This window comes from Acaryochloris marina S15 (assembly GCF_018336915.1).
In the GTDB taxonomy this organism is placed as follows: domain Bacteria; phylum Cyanobacteriota; class Cyanobacteriia; order Thermosynechococcales; family Thermosynechococcaceae; genus Acaryochloris; species Acaryochloris marina_A.
The window spans coordinates 610878-631710 of the sequence record NZ_CP064923.1; the positions used below are offsets into that span (position 1 = coordinate 610878).

General features: G+C 47.2%; 15 protein-coding genes. 4 read left to right on the plus strand and 11 right to left on the minus strand.

Annotated features, from left to right (window positions below; all coding sequences use genetic code 11):
* Positions 1 to 11: 11 nt before the first annotated feature.
* The 6 genes from I1H34_RS03535 to I1H34_RS03560 all read right to left on the minus strand — a co-directional run bounded on the left by I1H34_RS03535 (position 12) and on the right by I1H34_RS03560 (position 10015).
* Entirely contained in the window at positions 12 to 1340 is a 1329-nt protein-coding gene (locus tag I1H34_RS03535) for an ankyrin repeat domain-containing protein (RefSeq protein WP_212664377.1), read from the minus strand.
* Positions 1340 to 2386: an ankyrin repeat domain-containing protein gene (locus I1H34_RS03540; RefSeq protein ID WP_249369763.1), complete on the minus strand. Its 1047-nt coding sequence runs from the start codon at positions 2384 to 2386 to the stop codon at positions 1340 to 1342. Before I1H34_RS03540 ends, I1H34_RS03535 begins: the two co-directional genes overlap by 1 nt.
* Positions 2387 to 2526: 140 nt before the next feature.
* Complete coding sequence (locus I1H34_RS03545; protein WP_212664378.1) at positions 2527 to 4725, minus strand: DEAD/DEAH box helicase; 2199 nt, start codon at positions 4723 to 4725, stop codon at positions 2527 to 2529.
* Between the two features lie 33 nt (positions 4726 to 4758).
* Complete coding sequence (locus tag I1H34_RS03550) at positions 4759 to 7185, minus strand: PAS domain S-box protein (RefSeq protein WP_249369765.1); 2427 nt, start codon at positions 7183 to 7185, stop codon at positions 4759 to 4761.
* A 181-nt stretch (positions 7186 to 7366) separates the two neighbouring features.
* Complete coding sequence (locus I1H34_RS03555; RefSeq protein ID WP_212664379.1) at positions 7367 to 9496, minus strand: CHASE domain-containing protein; 2130 nt, start codon at positions 9494 to 9496, stop codon at positions 7367 to 7369.
* A gap of 96 nt (positions 9497 to 9592) precedes the next feature.
* The gene (locus I1H34_RS03560; RefSeq protein WP_212664380.1) at positions 9593 to 10015 is read right to left on the minus strand and encodes a response regulator; all 423 of its coding nucleotides are present in this window, start codon (positions 10013 to 10015) and stop codon (positions 9593 to 9595) included.
* Between the two features lie 943 nt (positions 10016 to 10958).
* Between I1H34_RS03560 and I1H34_RS03565 the strand changes: the two genes are divergently transcribed.
* Positions 10959 to 12785: a putative bifunctional diguanylate cyclase/phosphodiesterase gene (locus I1H34_RS03565; protein ID WP_212664381.1), complete on the plus strand. Its 1827-nt coding sequence runs from the start codon at positions 10959 to 10961 to the stop codon at positions 12783 to 12785.
* 154 nt (positions 12786 to 12939) lie between these two features.
* The gene (locus tag I1H34_RS03570) at positions 12940 to 13500 is read left to right on the plus strand and encodes a J domain-containing protein (protein WP_212664382.1); all 561 of its coding nucleotides are present in this window, start codon (positions 12940 to 12942) and stop codon (positions 13498 to 13500) included.
* Here the strand turns inward: I1H34_RS03570 and I1H34_RS03575 are convergent.
* From I1H34_RS03575 to I1H34_RS03595, 5 genes are all read right to left on the minus strand, one after another.
* A complete protein-coding gene (locus I1H34_RS03575) occupies positions 13497 to 14333 on the minus strand; it encodes a pentapeptide repeat-containing protein (RefSeq protein WP_212664383.1) in 837 nt (278 codons plus the stop codon). The genes I1H34_RS03570 and I1H34_RS03575 overlap by 4 nt on opposite strands.
* Before the next feature lie 5 nt (positions 14334 to 14338).
* A complete protein-coding gene (locus I1H34_RS03580) occupies positions 14339 to 14980 on the minus strand; it encodes a hypothetical protein (protein ID WP_212666124.1) in 642 nt (213 codons plus the stop codon).
* A gap of 147 nt (positions 14981 to 15127) precedes the next feature.
* Positions 15128 to 16348, minus strand: coding sequence for a BaiN/RdsA family NAD(P)/FAD-dependent oxidoreductase (locus tag I1H34_RS03585; protein ID WP_212664384.1), 1221 nt, complete (start codon positions 16346 to 16348; stop codon positions 15128 to 15130).
* A gap of 27 nt (positions 16349 to 16375) precedes the next feature.
* A complete protein-coding gene (gene sir / locus I1H34_RS03590) occupies positions 16376 to 18310 on the minus strand; it encodes a sulfite reductase, ferredoxin dependent (protein WP_212664385.1) in 1935 nt (644 codons plus the stop codon).
* Positions 18311 to 18687: 377 nt separating this feature from the next.
* Positions 18688 to 18867, minus strand: coding sequence for a hypothetical protein (locus tag I1H34_RS03595; RefSeq protein WP_212664386.1), 180 nt, complete (start codon positions 18865 to 18867; stop codon positions 18688 to 18690).
* A gap of 582 nt (positions 18868 to 19449) precedes the next feature.
* Between I1H34_RS03595 and accD the strand changes: the two genes are divergently transcribed.
* The gene (accD, locus tag I1H34_RS03600) at positions 19450 to 20364 is read left to right on the plus strand and encodes an acetyl-CoA carboxylase, carboxyltransferase subunit beta (protein ID WP_212664387.1); all 915 of its coding nucleotides are present in this window, start codon (positions 19450 to 19452) and stop codon (positions 20362 to 20364) included.
* Between the two features lie 135 nt (positions 20365 to 20499).
* Entirely contained in the window at positions 20500 to 20679 is a 180-nt protein-coding gene (locus I1H34_RS03605) for a translation initiation factor IF-2 (RefSeq protein ID WP_212664388.1), read from the plus strand.
* Positions 20680 to 20833: the final 154 nt, after the last annotated feature.

Here is a 20833-nt window from a genome sequence, read left to right on the forward strand (position 1 = left end):
TCTGTCACCTGCTATGGGACATAATCCACATAAGTTTTTCCTGCTGCATCTTGCAGGTTGGGATCAGCACCAGCAAATAGTAACAGTTGCATTAGTACTGAATCATCGGTCTGGGCAGCTAGCATCAAGGGAGTTCTGCCTTGTAGATTCTGAGAGTTAACCTCTGAACCAAATTGCAATAATAACCTGATTACTTGTATGGCATTACGTCTTCGCTCCTCCCGTGATGGACGTACAAGAAATTGTGGTATATCAATAATTTGCCTGAAGTAAGTGTTAATCGCGATCATCAATGGTGTCATGCCCTTATGAGTTGCTTTAACATCAGCGCCTGCATGCAGTAACGCTTCGACGATCGCGGGATGGTGGGGAAAATTACCGCTAGATGCCATCAGCAGTGGCGTTTCTTGAAAACAGTATTCATCCCGCAGTTCATAGTCAATGCCAGCATCCAGTAGAACATGGACAACGCCTATCAATTCTTGGTCAATTGCCGCATGGAGCAATGTATAACCCTTATCGGTATACAGATTCATATCAACTCCACTCGCAATCAGTTCTTGGAGGCGAGTAATATCGTTTTCTCCCACTGCCCTAGTACAAGCAGAAATGCATGGATCTTCACGCCTGCTTTTTCTGATAATCCCAGTCTGTAGCGTGTCTCGTAGATCATCAATGGCAGAATGATCAAACAATTCAATATGGTGAGTGCAAAAATCAACTAGATAGTCAAAAATTTCTGCTTCACCACTCATCGCAGCATGCTGCAATGCCAATTCTATATTCAGTAACTCAGGATTGAGTGATTGATGAATAGCAGATTCAGTTAGGATCTTGACTCCTGCGAAATGGCCCTTATCAGCAGCAATTCCCAGAACATTATAAAAATCATCAATCTCAATGTTGATGTCTGCGCCAGAATTAATTAGAAATTCTGCGATATGAAGGCTATCGGACTGAATAGCGGTCCAAAGAGGAGAATTATAGCCTCTCAGATTAATATTTGCTCCTGCTTGCATCAGGAATTTGATGATGTCTAACCGTCCTATACGACACGCTTGGGTTAGCGGATACTCTTCTTGCAGATCATATTTCCAGTTAATAGACAGCTCTAAATGAATCAGCAATTGAATGATTTGAAGGCTTCCGGCTGATATTGCCTCCGTCAAAAAGCTAGGGCCGTATGTCGCGACATCTATCTTGTTCTTATGGAGCAAAGTATGGAAATGATGAGCCTGATCCTTGTGAATCGCTTGATATAGCTGCTCACCTATCTGACCATCCCGATTGAAATTAATGTTGAGAGCCAAGGTCTGCCACGAGACTTCAGTCTTGCTCATCAGAATGGTATCTCGTCGAATTCAATATCAAATCTGCCCACAGCACCTGCACGTCTGAGCAGCTCAACGATTTCTGGACGCTTGCCTTGTCTTGCCGTTTCAAGCGCAGTGACTCCGCTCTCATGGCGAGCATTAACATCCAAGCCAGCATCCACTAGGATTTGGGCTGAATCAATACTGTTAAAACATGCGGCTTGAATCAAATCATTGATCTCTAGCTTTGCTCCGGCATGGATTAAAGCTTGAACGATGTCGGCATGGTTCTCAATGACAGCTAGATAGAGGGCAGAGACCTCTGAATCTGAGCAAACCTCTAGATTTGCCCCCGCTTGGATAAGAAGATTAACCACTTCCAACTGTCCTCGTGCGGCGGCGACATGTAATGCATTTTCACCCCTTGCATTCAGCTTATTAATATCCGCTCCTTCCGCAAGCATACGGATAAGATCCGAAATATTTCCTTGGGCCGCCGCTGCAACCAATGTTGGAGTCAGAGTGTCACGCAGTCGCTCTTGGTATAACAGACCGCTAGGCAGTAAAGATTGCGAGTATTGCCGTTGTTCTTCGCAATCTGTGAGGGCATATAGATAGTTAAAAATATTTTGATGTCCTGGATAGGCAGCCATCACCAGGGCTGAAATGCCATCATGGTTCACAATATTTGCATCTGCCCCGACTGAAATCAGATACTTCACCCAGGCGAGCTCCCCCATAGCGGCTGCCGCCATCAGCGATGTCTTTCCAGACTCACTGAGAGCATTGACATTGATGCCAGCCTCGACTAATAAGCCAGCCATGTCAAATCGATCTGCCCACATCGCTTCAGTTAAGGGTTGCCCGAGACAAGCTACATTGGTCTTCGCTCCATGACCGAGCAATATTTGCAAGATCTCAATATTGCCCACCTTAATAGCGGACAAAATCGGAGCGCTTTCACAGCATGCAGTTTGATTGACATCGGCCCCAGTATCAATCAACGCCTGTACCCCTTCTAACCAATTACGATCAATAGCATTGATTAAAAGAGTTGTTTCTCTCAAGATCAAGGTGATTGACCTCTATTCCGATAGTCAGTTGTTGCTGGAAACCCAATAGGTCATGTTGCTCAATGCACTGAAATAGAGTGTCCCACTGATTGATATCTATCATTGCTGGTTATGGTGAACCGGATGCCGACTGATCTAACCTAACCTCCACCACAGATTTCTGAAACTGTTTCCCAGGTGCCTTGAGGATCGAAAAACCGGGCTACATAGTTATGGTTCAATAACTCGTCTGTCAAAACCCAGTCATACTTTTCGCTACGCTTATTCCGAACCACATCTGCTAGTCGTAGGGGGTTGGCAGGACCTAAATTCACCAAAGACTGTAAATACGGCATCAGCTCATCCGGTTCCACCCCTTTGACTTTAATTGCCAGTCCCTCTTGGCTAGCCTTGAGGCCACTATCTAAGAGCAGCATGTGCAATGTATTCATGATCAAACTGCCTCGCCACGGGAACAGCAGCACTTGTTCATCCTCTCCGACAATAGATTCCTGATCGAGGCCACAGTCACTGAAACTTTGCCGAGCTTCTTTTAATAGCTTTTTGGCAGTTGCATCTAAGTAAACCGGAACGTCTGTGGAGCGATAAATCTCTCGCATGGTTTGCCGCACTTGGTCATGGACAAACCCGCTACTGCCACCGAAGGCTGGGGCCTGTCCTTCTCCTTCCGATGGCGTCACCATCACCATCTGTTTCTCTTCATCCACGGACTGCACCTCCCAGCGCTGCCCTGCAAATAGCAAGACCATTTCTTCCACAATGGGCATTGCGGTGGGTAGCGTGCCTAAAAAGCGATCTGGGGTGCTAATTCGGTACTCTTCGGTTGTGGAAAAAGCGGTGTAAAACGTGTAGTGATTGACCAACCGTTCACCTTTGAGACCCAACAGTAACAGGCCATCCTGGCTTTGCTGGATCAGATCGCGTTCCCCTAAACATCGCAAGAGCTTGATAAACAGGTCCTGCTCCATTTCTTGGAAAGGACCTTGTTCACAGAAGTCATGCCAAGCCTGATCGGCATGAATACCCCCCTGTTGAGCAATGCTAGATAGCATCTGTTGAATTAGGGTGGAGATATGCAAGCGTCCGGCGATCGGTGGTTCATACCAGCCCTTTAGCAGCAAATTGATAATGGCAATCCCTTGCACTAAATCGGGATATAGAGCCTGTTCTGGAGAGGTGTAGGCACTCAGTTGAGGGACCGATACATAGACCCGCATAATCGCCGGATCGCCTGCCCGTCGGCCTGAACGCCCTAATCGCTGGCGAGTGCTCGCCACAGAGCTAGGGGGACCAATCTGGGCAATGGACTGGACGGCTCCCACATCAATCCCCATTTCTAAGGTCATCGTACAAATGACGTTGACGGGATGATCTCGCTTGAGGGCTTCTTCTGCCTCGGCTCGCAGTTCCTTCGACAGGCTGCCATGATGGGGCATAAACTCATTGGGTACCCGGTATTCTGCGGAGAAATTGCGCAAAATATCGGCGTACCGCTCCACCTGGCGGCGGCTGTTGATAAAAATTAGATTCTTTTCTCCTCGCAAAGACTGGAAGAGGTGCTGAGCAATTTCTACTGCATCTGGGGGCGGCATGGTTTCGTCCTCTTCCTCCTCCGGGTCTGGGGGTGCCGACCGATAGCCTCGGAGCTGCAGCTTGAGTTCATCTCCCTTAGCAAAGGACTGGACAAGTTGGACCCGCTCTTGTTGTCCGGGACGCAGGAATTCTGCTGCTAAAGACATATCCCCCAGAGTGGCACTTAAGCCAATGCGGGGGACGGGACGACCGACCACCTGTTCAACTCGCTGCATCAGGGATTGGAGCTGTCGACCCCGCTCAATGCTGATAAAGGAATGCATTTCGTCAATAACGATGTAAGACAGGGAAGCGAAGAGTCGACTCAGTTCCTGGCCCCGCAAGACAAATAGAGCTTCTAGGGATTCGGGGGTAATGAGCAGCATGCCTGCGGGCTGCTTGAGCAAACGTTTTTTCGGACCGGAGCCGATATCCCCATGCCAGGGACAAACGGGGATATTAAGGCAATCGCCAATGGCGGATAGACGGCGATGCTGGTCATTGATCAAGGCTTTGAGTGGCCCCAGTCCAATCACCTGAATGCCTTGGGCAGGTTGATCGACCAGTTGTGAAAAAATTGGTAGAAAAGCGGCTTCTGTTTTGCCTTGGGCGGTGGCCGCAGTAATGATCACATCCTTATCCCCGGCCAGAATGGGGGGGATGGCTAGCTCCTGGATTTCTCGCAGGGCGGGCCATTTTTTGCTGGCAATCCACTGTTGCACGCGGGGGTGGAGGCGATAAAAGTTGGAGGTGGCAGGAACAGTCACGTTGCAGACTCGGCAATGAACATTGCTAAGAGCTTAGTCGATTGCTGGCAGGGTGAAAATAAAGGTGGTGCCTTTGCCGACTTCTGTTTCAAAATGAATCTGGCCACCATAGCTCTCGACAATTTTTCGGCAAATGGAGAGGCCAATGCCTGTGCCTGGATACTGGTCGCGCTGGTGTTGACGGGCAAACATGGTGAAAACGCGATCGCAAAATTCTGGAGCGATACCAATTCCCGTATCGCTGACTGAGATCTGCCAATGAGAGCCTTGGCGTTGGGCCTTAACCGTAATGTGGGGCGGTTGATCACCATGAAACTTGAGGGCATTGCCGATCAAATTCTGGAAAAGCTGCACGCTTTCCACTTTGCCGAGGATTAAGGTGGGCAACTCATCATAAACAATCCATCCTTTTTTTTGTTCAATTTGCAGGCTATAGTCACTGGCGATCTGCTGAACAATCGTATTGAGATCAATGGGTTCAGGGGACTGCTGCTGACGACCCACCCGAGAATATTGGAGAACAGATTGCACGAGGGCATCCATCCGCTTGGCCCCATCAATAATGTAATCAAAGTAGCGACGGCCATTGTCATCGATTTGGTCGGCATAATCTTCCAGCAGTAATTCAGAAAAGCTTCTGATTTTGCGTAAGGGTTCCCTCAGATCATGGGAAGCAACATAGGCAAATTCTTCTAAATCTCGGTTCGAGCGCTTCAGCTCTAAGACGGCTTGCTCTAAGTCCACCTGACTCTGCTTCGACTCCGTAATATCTAAGCCACAGCCAATCATGCCTGCAAACTGGTTGTCGATATATCGAGGAATAACGGTATTGAGAATCCAGCGGTAGGTACCGTTGCGATCGCATCGCCGATACTCCAGTTGCAAAGATGTTTCTTCCACAAAACTAGTTTTGAGCTGGCTCACGAAACTGGCATGATCATCAGGATGAATAGTATCCAGCCAACCCCAATTAATTTCTTGCTCAAGAGATCGGCCCGTAAAGGTTTGCCATGTCTGATTGACGTAAGTACAGCGTTGATTCGTATCGCAAACCCAAATCAATGCAGGTAAAGAATCCGCCAAAGATCGAAATCGAGACTCACTTTCCTCTAACTGGGCATTTGCACCCACCAAAGCGTCAATATTTTGGTTGATATTTTCCTGTAACTGGTAGTTAGCTTGTTCTAAAGAGTCAGCCACCTTTTTAAAGGGAGTGATGTCAATGCACGATCCGACATAGCCCACAAATTTTCCGTTGGGTAAAAAACGAGGCTGCCCAGAATCGATGAGCCAGCGATAGTCACCCGCATGATTCAGATAACGATATTCGAGTTGCAGCGATCGTCGTTCTTCAAACGCCAAGGTCAATGTAGTCAGACAATCATGAATATCTGCAGGATGGATGCCAGTCGCCCAACCCTTTTGGATTTCTTGTTTTAACGTTCTGCCTGTAAATTTCAGCCATTCTGCGTTGAAATAGGTGCGTCGATTGTGTTCATCCGCCACCCAGATCAGAGCTGATGAACAGTCAGCCATGGCCTGAAATCGTTGTTCACTCTCAATTCGTTTGACTTCGGCTAGCTTGCGAGCGCTAATATTCTGCATAAAACAGAAATGCCCCAGGAACTCGCCTTGCTCATCCCGATTCGCCACCATGGTGAGTTGCTGATAGAAGATGGCACCTTGCTTGGTGATCCCGCGCGTTTCTAAGGTGATTTTGCCGGTGTCTAACATGATGTTGTAAGCCGATTCCAAAATGGGAAGATCGCTGACAAATACCGTGGTTTGCCAAGGCAATCCCACCAATTCTTCGGGGCTATATCCAAAATGTTGTGCATAAGTATGGTTAACTTCCACAAAACATCCCTGGGGATCGAGTTGTGAAATCCCTTCCATCGCACTTTGTAAGGCCGTGTAAAAACGTTGTTGCTGAGATTGATGTTGCGTCATCTCAGCAAGCTTGTGTTTCACATCGTCTATGGATGCTGCTTCGATAGGCTGGGCAGCCACAATGGAGGGTGGGGATATGGAGGTCAGTTTCCAGGTCCGTAACTTTTCTAGGCTTAAAGTTCCGACGAGTTGTCGACCCTTCAGAACGGGCAAATATGACAGTCCACCGACCTGGAAACAACCCATTGCCTGTTCCCAAGTTCTTACCTCAGAAATTTGGGGATAGTGCTTAGCAGTGGTCAGTACCTCCGTAAGCGGAGTGCTGGCAAAATCATATTGCTCAGCTACGAGCCGCATAATATCCTGATTCGTAAATAGACCTTTGATCTGGTCCTGTTCAAGAACGACAACATAACTTTGCGGATTGTTCACCGCCCCGGATTGCGGTTGATGCCACTGGGGGACTGTTCCCGCCTGCATCATCTGGACAACCTCCAGTAATGTCACCTCAGGGGACACCACAGGGGGATGACAATCCAGCATATGCTCAATAGTCAGGGTGCTTGGCATAAATAGCGTAGTCTCATCCAGACTGACAGATTCATACAGTTCAAAAATGAGCAAAATGTGAGTAAGTAGCCTTTTGACGGCAGTATGCCCAAACTGCGGTCATCCCTCACGCCCTCTTGATAATTTGTGATAGTTTCGAACAGTCTGCCGCTCTAGCATTAACCCATGGGTAGAGATGACATTAGAAATCAAACACACTGACAAAGGGGCGGTCCGTTGTCCAATGGTCTTGAAAATGGCTAGGGAGTTTGACATGGAATGTGGTCCCCTCCCCTGGCTTCGACTCAGCCCAGATTGAGCCATCATAGTGGTCAATAATTTTCTTGCAAATAGCCAATCCGATACCCGTGCCGTCGTAGTCTGTTCGCTTGTGCAATCGCTTAAACATTACAAAAATATCTTCTACAGCATCCTCTAAGATGCCGATGCCGTTGTCTTCAACGGTGATTAACCAATGCTTTTGGAGTTGACGGGCTGCAATCTGAATATGGGGAACCGCATCTCCTCGAAACTTTAAGGCATTCGACAATAGATTCTGAAAGACCCGCTGAATATCCGTCGGATTGATCATAATTTCAGGTAAGTCGCCTACTTCAATCACAGCCTCACTCTCAGCAATGGTCAGGCTTAAGTCTTGCTGGACTTGCTTTACCACCTGTCCCAAATCTGTTAAAGCTACCTCTCGTGCTTCGGAGGACAACCGAGCATAGGCTAGCAGATCAGCAATCATCGCCTGCATTCGCTCCGATCCGTCAATCACATAATCGAAATACCGTTGCCCCTTTTCATCGATGTCATCTACATAGTCTGCTTGTACCAACTCTGCGAAGGATTTGATCTTACGCAAGGGCTCGCGCATATCATGGGAGAGGGCCGAAGCCATCTGTTCTAATTCTTGGTTGGATCGTAATAGCTCTGTATTGACCATTTGACATTGAGCTTCCGCTTGTTTCATAGCGGTGATATCCATTGTGGTGCCAATGTATCCACAAAATTTTTCATCCAGGGTATATCTGGGTTTACCCATGGAAAGCATCCAGGCGTAGCTGCCATCGTTCTGGCGAAGCCGATGCTCGATCGAAAATTCTTGCTGTTGGCTAAAGCTCGACTCATAGGTTTTCTGCCACTGCTGTCGATCATTAGGATGAATACCTGACATCCATCCGTCACCGATCTCGGCATCGGTTGTACGCCCTGTAACGGTTAACCAAGTCTGGTTAAAAAATGAAAACATCATGTCCGCATCCGTGACCCACATTAAGGCGGGGGACTGATGGGCCATCCTTTGAAAATATCGGTCTTGTTCACAGTTCGCGGATTGCTGCAATCTCCAAACGAAGCAACTTCCCCCGGCCCACAACAAAACTACTCCCAAAAAGGGTAGAAGTAAAAATAACCCGCTGTTGTGTTGATGAATAAAATCAGGTGTGGCCTGGGCGACCATGACCCAAGTTCTCCCTGGCACAGTAGACAAGGCAACATTTCGGGTCAAATCTGAGGGGTTTGCTTGGACTGTCCCATGAGAACCTGCATAGAGCAGTTGAGAGGCCTGGGGATTGGTCTGATCGATCAACTGCACGGAAAGCCCTGCCTGAGTAGCCCGCTCCCCAACATTTGCCAGTAAAGCATCCAGCCGATAGCTCCCCACCACAAATCCTCGCAACATTAATCGCCTCTCCTGAGGCGTTTGCGGCTGATTGCGGTAGACAGGAGAAACCTTGAAAAACAGATTGGGAGTATTCTGAGCCGGTGACAGGATTGGTGTTATCCGATCTTGGCCAGAATCTCGTGATTTTTCTAAGGTTTGACGCTGCAAAGCATCTGAAGCCCGATCAAACCCTAAATTGTGTTCATTCCCTTGATAGGGTTCTACAAAAGCGACGGGGAAATATGTATTTCGCTTTTCAGCGACTTGTCTTGTCTTGGGTTCCCTTCCCTGCGTGAGCTTGAAGTTCGAATATTCTGTTTGACGCTTAATCTCCAAGGGTTGTCGTTGGGGGTGCGAGATGTAGGGAACCCATTCCAAGGCTTGAATGTCTGGATGCTTTGCCAGGTATTGTTGCGTGACTAAACGAAACTCTTGAGATGTAACTTCTTCTGACCCCGTAAACAGAATATTGAGACCATTGAGGGGTGTAAAGTTGAGCTGCAATTCTCGATCTAAAGCGATAGAAATCTCATCGACCTCTTGGCGAAATTCTTGCTCTATTCCATTTAATTCAGCCTGCCGAATCACGATAGCTGCAGGTACGGAAGCTAGAAGACTACTTCCTCCCAAGGCCAACATCATGAATAAGTGACGTCTATCCATGCTCAGACTTTAACAGTCTTCTCCAGCTCTAAGACACATCTGTATTCATCTATAAAGTGGTATATATAGCTAAAATTGGCGCTATTTTACTAAAATCTAGCTTTTGGAAGGCAGTTTAGCAATTTCTGTCCAATATGTACTAATGCTTGAAATAGTACTGATGTATTGAGATAGGCTGGCTGGCTTTTGAATAAAGCAGTTGGCCCCTAGCTCGTAGGCTTTTTGGATATCTTTATCTGCATCTGAGGTCGTAAAAATGATGACTGGGATCATGCAAAAAGCGTCATTTTTCTTGATAGTCTCCAACACCTGTAACCCATGAATACCCGGCAGATTGAGGTCTAGGAGAATCATGCTGGGTAGACTTTTTTCCTGGTATTCTCCTTCCCGGAATAAATAGGATAGAGCACTTTGTCCATCCACAACCCAATCTAAATCAATAGCAGCATGAGAGCGCTGGACACCATTTTGGGTTAATTCGATATCCGCAAGATCATCTTCAACTAGTAAAAGTTTCATACTCTTATTCCGCCTAAATTGATACCACTAAAACTCTCACTTGGTAACGCTTACAGAAGATAGTCAACCGCTAAAGCTTTGTTCTAGGCTGTAGCACTATGTCCACAATTGATTGATATCAATCTTAATGGAGTCTTTATGAATCGACAATTCAATATACAACAATCTATGCTAAGTCGACAATATTAGGAACACATTAATAGAAGGAAATATATAGTTTTTGAATCTCCTCAAAAGATAGGATCTCTTTTCTCCGAAAATAGAAAAAAATTTAGATTTCTAAAGGGCAACGAAGATTAAGTTATTCTATTTATTATCTATAAGATAATAATAATTATCAGCATATTGCAAAATCAATTTTCGGCGCTGGATCTTCCTGCAGAACCCGTATTATGCAATACATGACAGATACGGAAAAAGGTTTTTGTCTTGTCGCTAAAGCTAGTTTCTATCCTGTTGTAGCATTCAGTTTTCACTGTATATAGAGATAAGCTATATCCGTATTAATACCGAGATAATATTTTTTTGAAATATTTAATGAATTCCGTATGTTCACTGAAGCATTCTGAAGAATTAAACGGGTATAAGAGAGGTACGGTATTGGTCGTCTACATCCGCAGAAACGCGGATTCTTTATCTAAGTTCATAGATTCTGAGACCTATTGCTGGGTTGATATGGGGGGATCGAAGAGCCATTCATATGGCTCAACATCCAAAGAAAGAATGACCAAGTTCGGACAAGAACTGGGCAATATTGGGGAGATACAAGAATGATTTTTTTTCTGAATATAAAAATGATGCTTACATCATTGATTTGACCTATAACAAGGGCTGGTTATTTATGGGGGGACCAGTATACAAATCATCAGTCATAGCACCTTATCTTTGCTGTTGCTGATAGAGAGGCTCAGCCTCTAGGCTCATACGAGGGGATTCCAGGTACATGCACGCATTTGGCTCACAAATTATTCCAGTCAGTAATACTGAAATCTTGATCATTGAAGATGATATTCAAGATGTCGAAATAGTGACGCGGTTATTGGGGAAGGAAAAACAAAGTTCCATCATGCTCAATCATTGCCCAACGTTGCATGCTGGTTTGAATACCCTAAGAGATCAATCCACAATTGATCTGATTTTGCTGGATTTATCTCTATCTGATGCTCAAGGACTGGAGACATTTCGCAAAATCCATGATGCTTTTCCGAATATCCCTTTGATTATTCTGAGTGGTAATAGTGATGAGCGGCTTGCCTTAGAAGCAATGCAACAAGGTGCACAGGATTTTCTCGTCAAAGGACGATTTGACAGTACAGTTCTGACCCGCGCGATTCAATATGCAATGGAGCGTCAGCATCAGCGTCTGGAGCTTGAATACAAGAATTTGGCCTTAAAAGCACTATCGGATCAGCTGGCAGTGGCTAACCTAGAGCTGGAGAGGCTGGCTGCCGTAGATAGTTTGACTCGTGTCTTCAATCGGCGACGGTTTGATGAGGTGTTTCTAACGGAGTGGAATCGCTTACTCCGCGAGGAGAAACCTTTGTCTTTGATCATGTGTGATGTTGATCATTTCAAAGCTTACAACGATACCTATGGTCATCAAGCCGGTGATTTATGTTTAGAGAAAATCGCCCAAACAATTGCTAAAGTTGCCAAACGTCCGGCAGACTGTGTTGCTCGATATGGCGGGGAAGAGTTTGTCGTTGTACTTCCCAATACGGACATCAGCGGGGCCAACCATGTCGCAGAATCCATCCGGGGGGGCATCCATAATCTCAACCTACCGCATTCCACCTCTCCGGTTAGTAACCGCATCACCCTGAGTTTGGGAGTAGCATGTCAAGTGCCGGATGAGGCGATTGCTCCCTCTTTGTTGATTGAAGCTGCTGATCGAGCCATGTATACGGCAAAAGCAGGTGGCCGGGATCGCATCCAGGTGCACTATGCTGATTGCGCCGTTAATCTTCAGTCTCGACAAACCTTGCAGTGGGTGAGTCGATTACGGGATGCCCTTGAGCATAATCACTTTGAATTATATGCCCAGCCGATTCAGGCTTTACAAGCAGAATCGGCTGAGCCTTGCTTTGAAATTTTGCTGCGCTTATGCGATCAGCCAGGTATTGTCTGTTCTCCCGGCATATTTTTTCCCGTTGCCGAGCAGTATGATTTTATGCCCCGTATTGATCGCTGGGTGATCAAGCATTTGTTTGCAGACTTAGGAGAAATTAATTCCTTAATGTTGCAAGAAGCGATCTTTTTCGTTAATTTGTCCGGGGCAACGTTTAAAAACATGGAAATTGCCTCTTTTATTGCAGAACAGCTCGCCCGGCACAATTTAAGACCAGAGCAATTCTGCTTTGAAGTCTCAGAAACAGTTGCCCTGAAAAATATTGAAGCCGCTGCTCAACTGACAAGAGCCCTCAAGGATATGGGGTGTAAAGTTGCCTTAGATGATTTTGGCAGTGGCTTGTCTTCGTTTACCCATTTGAAAAAGATCCCTGCTGACTTTGTCAAAATCGATGGCTCTTTTATTCGAGGAGTGGTTGACGATGATATGTCTAAGGGCGTGGTGGAAGCAATTCATCATGTTTCGAAAATTATGGGTCTGCAGACCATTGCGGAGTATGTAGAATCGCGTGCCATTCTAGATCTGCTCAATGACTTTCATATTGACTTCGCCCAGGGTTATTTCTTTGGACCTGCCCGACCTTTGGTTGACACCCTCGCGACTTGGCAAACGACCGCTTATACCGAGCGCTTGTCTGCTTAAGATCATTGAAGGTGAGCGGTGGGACACACCGCTTCTGAAATATTCCTTATGACTTCTTTGTATTCCGTAGCAGAAAGTAACGGCTAGCGTCTTGCATTCTAGGTTTGAGCATCATTAAGATGTTTTTAAACTTTCGAGTGAAAGTGAGTCTGCCATGCATGTTGGCGAGGCATATCTGCAAACCTTATCCCTCAATAAAAACGCGACCTTTGATGAAGTGCGGGAAGCCTATCAGGATCTGGTAATGGTTTGGCATCCCGATCGGTTTTTGCATAATCCTCGCCTCTATAAAAAAGCGGAAGCCAAACTAAAAGAATTTAACCAAGCCTACTCCTACTTAAAATCTCATCAATCTCGGTCTCGTAAAGCTGCGCCCCATCAACCGAAGACTGCTCCACCTGCGCGATCCAAAACACCGAAAAAGCGCCATGGTATGGCTTGTCCTTGGTTAACCTTTAGCGATGCTGCCTATATTCTCAATCACTACTCTTTTGAAGCAGTAGCACCCAAAGCTGCGGGGCACCAAACTTTCCATAGTGGGCCTTTTGTTTTAGATATCTGTAATCAGCCTGCAGAGGTGATTCTTTCAGTTCCTTGTGATTCGGTCCATGCCTTTGATCGGATTTTGCTGTCTATTCCCTGCAAGTCCCAAGGTCATTTTCAGCAAGAAGAAGCAAAACAGTTGCTCCATTTGCTGCAGGATCAAGGTCGCTAACAGCTTAAGCTGGGCAATCCCCTGGCTTGCGCTAAACTCGCTAATTCCCAGTCGGCTTCCTCCAGGCAGGTTTGGTTGAACTGGGCCCGATGGAGCCGGGCTCCCCGTAAACTGGCTCGCCGCAAATTTGCTCCGGTGAAGTTCACCTTACTCAAATTACTCCAAGCTAGGTCTATCTCTTCGGCATTGATATCTGTGAAGTTAGCCCGAACTAGATAGGCTTGACTACAGTGGGCTGCCCGCAGGTTGGCACGACTAAAATCTGCCCCATACAAATAAGCTCCTGTTAAGGTCGCATAGCTTAAGTTCGCCTGACTTAAGCCTGCCTGAATCAGGTTGGCTGCTGCTAGTTCTGCAAACCTTAAATCTGCTCTGTGGAGCTGGGCTGCTTCTAGTTCTGCTCGCCGAATATCTGCATGCTTTAAACTACAACCGACCAAGTTGGCTCGACTCAGTTCAGCTTCTAGCAAGACTGCTTCGTCTAAATCACCGCCAATTAAATTTGCATCTCTAAGATCGGCCCCTTGCAACTGAGCATGGTGGAGGTTGATGGCAACACCTTCAATCCTTGTGAGCTGGGCTTCGATTAAGTTGGCACCACACAAAAGACTGTTGCTTAAGTTGACGCCTGTTAAGTTGGCTCCGCGTAAATTAGTGGATGTCAAGTCTGTATGGCTCAGGTCGAATGCCTGTAAATCCATTTGCCCTAGGTTACAGCCTGCAAGATTAGGAGACTTCTGGCTATGGTCCTGTCGCCACCGATTCCAAACGTCAGGGCCACGATATAAAAGGGCTAGATGTTCCCCTGCCATAGCAATCTTGTATTTGCTCATCTCAGCTATTCATTGCGATTACCGCCTAGAGGCTCGCGTCCAGGGACATGCTCAAGGGCATCCACTACAGCCACCGCTGCCGTTTTGATATCTCGTTCAGCTCCTCCCAAGTATAGTCGGCCAAAACTACCCACAGAGGTGATTTGTAAAATGTTGATCAATGCTGCTTTTTCAGCTTCATTAGCGGCAAGAGAGGCATAGGCCGCGGGCTGAACCTCCATAACATAGAGGGCCTGACCTGATAGCAGCATGTTGCCTCGGCTATTACGATTAATCAGTTGGGCATGGTGGGGATCTATATTGCGAATGATCTGGCTAGAGATTATTTGGGGGCTTAATCGTTCATTTTGTTTGACCCCTAGTGCTTCTAGCATGGCTCGACCTGCGGTTTGGGTCTCGGCTTGGCTACTGGCATGCACTTCCAGAACACCGTATAGGCGTTCCACCATCTGTACACCGGGGCGGACCACAGCCGCTTTAAGGGCAACATCCATGATCCGATTGATTTCAATCCCAGGGGAAATCTCTAACCACAGGGAGGTGTCGCCGGGTAAAGGTAAAAAACCTACTGCGACCTTGCCCATATAGGCAGCATGCTGAGCTTGGAGGCTATCTAAGTAAACATAGCTGCGTAATTCAACACCCAAAATAAAAGTCTCCTGTCGATGAAAAATAAGTCCCGACGGATCGCCAAGGGCGACCACATCTGCACGAGGTGTTAGAGAGAGTCTCCATTGATGTATGAAACCACAGAACCGTCCTTTGAGTGGGTTTTTCCTCTGGTGGCAGGGGGATTAATCCTGGTGCCCTATCGCTTGGGCAGCTAGCCAGGCAGTGGTCCAGGCATTTTGAAAGTTAAATCCACCGGTGATGCCATCAATATCGATGACTTCGCCGGCAAAATGGAGTCCTGGACAACAGCGGCTTTCCATGGTTTTGAAGTTGATCTGTTTGAGGTCGACCCCACCACAGGTGACAAACTCGTCTTTGAATACTCCTTTACCCAGGACCTGAAACTTTCCTTGGGTCAGCTCTTGCAGTAGCGATCTCAATTGCTGTTTCGATACATCAGCCCAGCGCTGTTGCGGAGCAATCCCAGCAGCAGTGATCAGTTTTTGCCAGAGGCGTTGGGGCAATTTGACTGGGCAGTGATTTGCGATCGCACGTTTGGCAACGGCCGTTCGAGTTTTCCCCAATAGCTGGCGCAGGTCTTCATAGGAGTGATGGGGCACCCAGTTCACCGTCAATTCCCCCTGGTATCGACTTTGATGAAAGGCCCGAGCCCCCCAAGCGGAGAGTTTCAGGACTGCAGGACCACTCAACCCCCAATGGGTGACTAAGAGCGGCCCCCGCTGATCAAACTTTTGATCTCCCACGGTTAACCGTAACTGCACTGGAGCAACCGCGATACCGGCTAAGTCTTGCAATCTGGAATCCTTGATTTTGAAGGTAAATAAGGACGGCACGGGTGATACGAGGGTATGGCCGAGTTGCTGGGCGAGGCGATAACCGAGGGGATGACTGCCCGTGGCCAGGAGAATGCGATCGCACCGAAGTTTCTCCCCAGATTTGCACTGAATTGTGAACTGAGCCTCGTGGTGGATATGGGTCACCGACACCCCTGTTCGCACCTGAATTCCCAAGGTCTTGGCTGTCCGTTGCAGGCAGGCAATAATCGTTTCCGAATCATTCGTTTTGGGAAACATGCGGCCATCGGCTTCTGTTTTTAAGGAGACGCCGTGGGATTGAAACCAACGTACCGTATCTTGAGGCTGAAACCGACTAAACGCGCCTCTCAGGGCCTTAGATCCACGGGGATAGTTGCCCACGAGTTGAGTGGGTTCAAAGCAAGCATGGGTGACATTGCAGCGCCCGCCCCCTGAGATCCGGACCTTAGAGAGCAATTGCCCACTAGCTTCCAAAATCATAACTCGGGCTTGGGGATGGGCTTCTGCACAGGCAATGGCCCCCCAGAATCCGGCAGCTCCCCCGCCAATGACGACAATATTCACCACGTCTTTACACCTAAAATTAGGTGAAATTTAGGTCTGAGATGGGTTCTGCAAATAGGCATCTATGGCGTCTGATGCAACTTCAGTTAAGGTTTTGCCTTGCTCACTGGCCGTTGTCTTCAGACGATCATAGACATCTTCCCGAAGGTTGACCCGATGGCGGACTCGAGCGTTGCTGCTAGGAATTTTGCCTGTTTGCGTCGCCGGATCATAGGTATCCATGAACTGGCGTAGGGCATCAAACCCGATGCGATCGCAAAAATCACCAAAGCTTTCCGTGGTTTTGCTCTTTTGCTTAAAGAAAACTAAGAGCGGTTCTAGAGTCGTCTCCAGCTCGTCTATCGGCATGACTTCGAGGAAAGTTCTCGCTAACCGAGTCTGATTCGGACTTCCCCCTAACCAGAGCTGATAAGCTGTCGGCTTAATCCCCACAAATCCTAGCTCGGCCATATAGGGACGAGCACAACCATTCGGGCAACCCGTCATCCGAATGACAAAATGCTGTTCATTGAGCTCTAGCTTATTCAGCAGGATTCGGATGCGATCAATAATACCGGGGATGGCGCGTTCCGATTCTGCGATCGCCAATCCGCAGGTAGGCAAAGCTGGACAAGCCATGGCATAGCGAACCAGCGGATCAATTTCCGTCTCTGCCAGCACGCCTGCATTTTTCAAAATGCCTTGAATGGCCGCTTTGTTATTGGGCTGAATATTGTAAATAATCAGATTGTGATTGGCCGTCAGCCGCATGGGCAGATTGTACTGCTGGGTAATTTGACGCAGCGCTGACTTCAGCTGTAGCTTGCCATTATCAAAGACCCGGCCATTTTCAATCGAAATGCCCAAAAAGAGCTGGCCATCCCCCTGTTCATGCCAACCTAAGTAATCTTCATACTTAAATTCAGGCAGGGGTTGGCTAGGAGCGACGGATTTACCAAAATACTGTTCAACAATACTGCGAAACTTATCAATCCCCCAATCATTGATGAGGTATTTCATGCGGGCATGGCGACGCTGTTGACGATCACCATAATCGCGTTGAGTCGCTACGATCGCTTTGACTAAATCGTAGACATCTGCTTTGGCAACATAGCCCAAAGGCTCGGCAATCCGAGCAAAGGTTTCTTCCTTATTGTGAGTGCGGCCCATACCGCCACCCACGAACACATTAAATCCCTGGAGTTGTTCTTGGTCATCCAATATGACGACTAAACCCACATCCTGGGTATAGAGGTCGATAGAGTTGTCTCCCGGCACGGTAACGGCAATTTTGAACTTCCGGGGCATGTAATGCTCCCCGTAGATGGGCTCTTCTTTGTCGTCTAAATTGGTGCCGTTGGTATTGCGCTGTCGAGCGGCTTTAACATCAGGATGTTCTTCAGCCGATACAAACTTTTCTCCATCCAACCAGATCTCATAGTAGGCTCCGGTTTGGGGCGTCAGTAGGTCTGCGATCCGGTCAGCATACTCTTGGGCATAGGTATAGGCCGGTCGGTTGGTATAGGGAGCCGGGGGAGCCATCACATTACGGTTCAAATCCCCGCAGGCCCCTAGGGTTGAGCCCATACTTCGAATGATGGCGGCCATGACCGTTTTCAGATTTTGCTTGATGATGCCATGAATCTGAAATCCCTGCCGTGTCGTTGCCCGCAGCGTGTGATTTCCGTAGGTCTCACTCAATTCTTCTAGGGTGTTATATAGTTCAGCTGGAATGAATCCACCCGGACTTCGGGTTCGCAGCATAAACTGATAGTCTTTTTCCTGCCCTTTTTTTCGATTGTCGCGATTGTCTTGCTGATATGAGCCATGAAATTTAAGGATCTGAATGGCTTCTTCTGGCAAATTTCTCGCATCCGTCTGGAGTTCTGCAATTAACGGATGGCGCAGATGATGACTTCGCTCTTTAATCCCTTCCAATTTGGAAAGTTTAGGTGGAGTCGGTTGTTTAGGGGGAGCATTGACCATGAGGAAATAGGCAGTTGATGACAGTGATTAGGTAGCGAATCGAACGATTTCTACCCTTGAAAAAACGCTAGGCTGACGTAAATATATCCGAGCAATTCCAACGCGGAGATATTTAATGCCCGGTAAGTCGGTCGGGATATCGATGAATCATCTCTTATCTTATCACTGCTTCTTTTGAGCAAACCGTGACAGACACTAACAATGCCATAAGTGATTCCCCATCATCAACACTGCTGCTTAAGCTTTTTTACCAGCCCAGCTCTTCCCAGGATTAATGCACACTAGCGTCGCTAGTGTGCATTAACTTCATCTAAAACTCAAAAATGCTTAATAGAAGACCCGTCTAATAATGTCCCAAAGATTAGCCGATGGTGGTGCTAGCGTTGGGGATCGTGATTGGGCAAACACTGTCTCATCCAACACCGGTTTAAATAATCAATGCGATGATGTTGCCAAAAACGGCCTGGATTGAGAACCAGTTTAATATCCGAATGGAATAAGGGCTGATTGAGATATTGCCAAACGGGAAACCAATTTTGATGAGACTTAGAAATCATGACAGTTTAGGGTGTTGGGTGACTCAAGCGTTTAATCCAGGCAGGCGCAGCATCGGGAAGCCCTTGTACAGGTTCCATATCCTTAAAAAGCCCAATCTTAATAACTTTCATGAAGAATGAAGAGATCTCATAGGGATCCCCAGAAGTTATGTAAAATCCAGCCCAAGCAGATGGCAAAGGTGCTTGTCCAGCTGATCGTGATTTGGAATAAAAGACGCGCTCCGTATACGCTTAGAGTGCCCATAAATGTCGTAACATTTGTCACTGAATTTCTGCGATTCTGAAAAACTTTACAAACGACAAAATATTTAAGACGCCAAGTACCAGCGACAAAGTTTATGATTAATTAATAATTTCATTACAAAGTCCACAAGCGATTCGGCCATAGTGGAGGATGGGTTATTTCCTCACAGCCAATCCTGTGAATAACGGGTAAGGCCAAACTGTATTCGTTCCTAGGCAAACCGGGGGAGACTTTGTCGTTGGATGTCTCGAATGGGAGAGGAGAACGGTAACCGAATGCCCCCATTGCTGCGGTCTTGCAGATGCTGAATTCATTTTTAAGAGGAATCGAGCGTTTCCATGTCTTTATTTGATTGGTTTGCAAATCGACGAAAATCTCATCCTGTGACCAAAGCACAGCCAGAACGAGAGATTTCTGATGGCTTATGGTCGAAGTGTGAGTCGTGTGGTGCCCTGACTTACACCAAAGATTTACGGGCCAATCAAATGGTGTGCTTAGAATGTGGACATCATACTCGTGTCACTAGTGATGAGCGGATCTCACAGCTGATTGATGCGGAGACTTGGGTGGCAATGGACAATGACTTAGTCGCTTGTGATCCGCTTCAATTTCACGATCGCAAAGCCTATTGCGATCGCATTCTGGAATACCAGAGCAAAACAGGTCTACAAGATGCCGTCCAAACTGGCATAGGCGAACTCGACGGCCTACCCCTAGCCCTTGGCGTCATGGACTTCCGGTTTATGGGAGGAAGCATGGGATCTGTCGTGGGCGAGAAACTGACCCGCTTGATTGAGCATGCCACCCAGAATCGTCTGCCATTGGTGATTGTTTGCGCCTCAGGTGGCGCCCGGATGCAAGAAGGGATGCTTAGCCTAATGCAGATGGCTAAAACCTCTGCGGCCCTAGATCAGCACCGAACGAACCGCTTACTCTACATTCCATTGCTCACCCACCCCACAACCGGTGGCGTAACAGCTAGTTTTGCGATGCTTGGGGATATGATTTTGGCTGAGCCCAAAGCGACCATTGGCTTTGCAGGTCGCCGGGTCGTCGAACAGACTTTGCGAGAAAAGCTGCCAGACGACTTCCAGACAGCAGAATATTTGCTTAGTCATGGGTTTGTGGATGCCATTGTTCCTAGGCCGGAGTTAAAAGGAACCTTAGCCCGGCTGATTCGAATTCATGCTCAAATGCCGATGGCCTCAGATATTTCACCCGCAGCGGTTCCAGTTGCTGCTGCCATTGAATAGAGGGTAGTGGCCTAAACCTTGCTCCCCTTCCATTCCAGATTTGACCAATTTATAGAATCTGGATTTGGGAAAGGGACGCCTCAATGGCATGATATTAGATGGGTCAACCTTAATAAAATCAGTACGTTAATGATTATGGGGTTTGCAGACCTATCGATCTCAGAAATAGCAGAGGACTATCATCTCTCTATTGAAGAGGTTTGTACATTATGCGATCGTCTGGGTGTTGCTTATAAAGCGCCCGACACCCGTTTAGCCCTGGAGGATGTCAAAGCACTTATTTTAGAAATTTTGGCTAACAAAGAAAACACCTAAGGTCAAGCCAATAGGTCATGACTCGGGTTTTAATTCAATTAAGCCTAAAACTCTTTTACTGCTTTATTCATGCCTTTTCCTCTTCTCATTTCTGCGGACTCCATCACTGTCACCAGCAACGGGCAGGTTTAGATAGAGTACCCGGTTCTGTAGA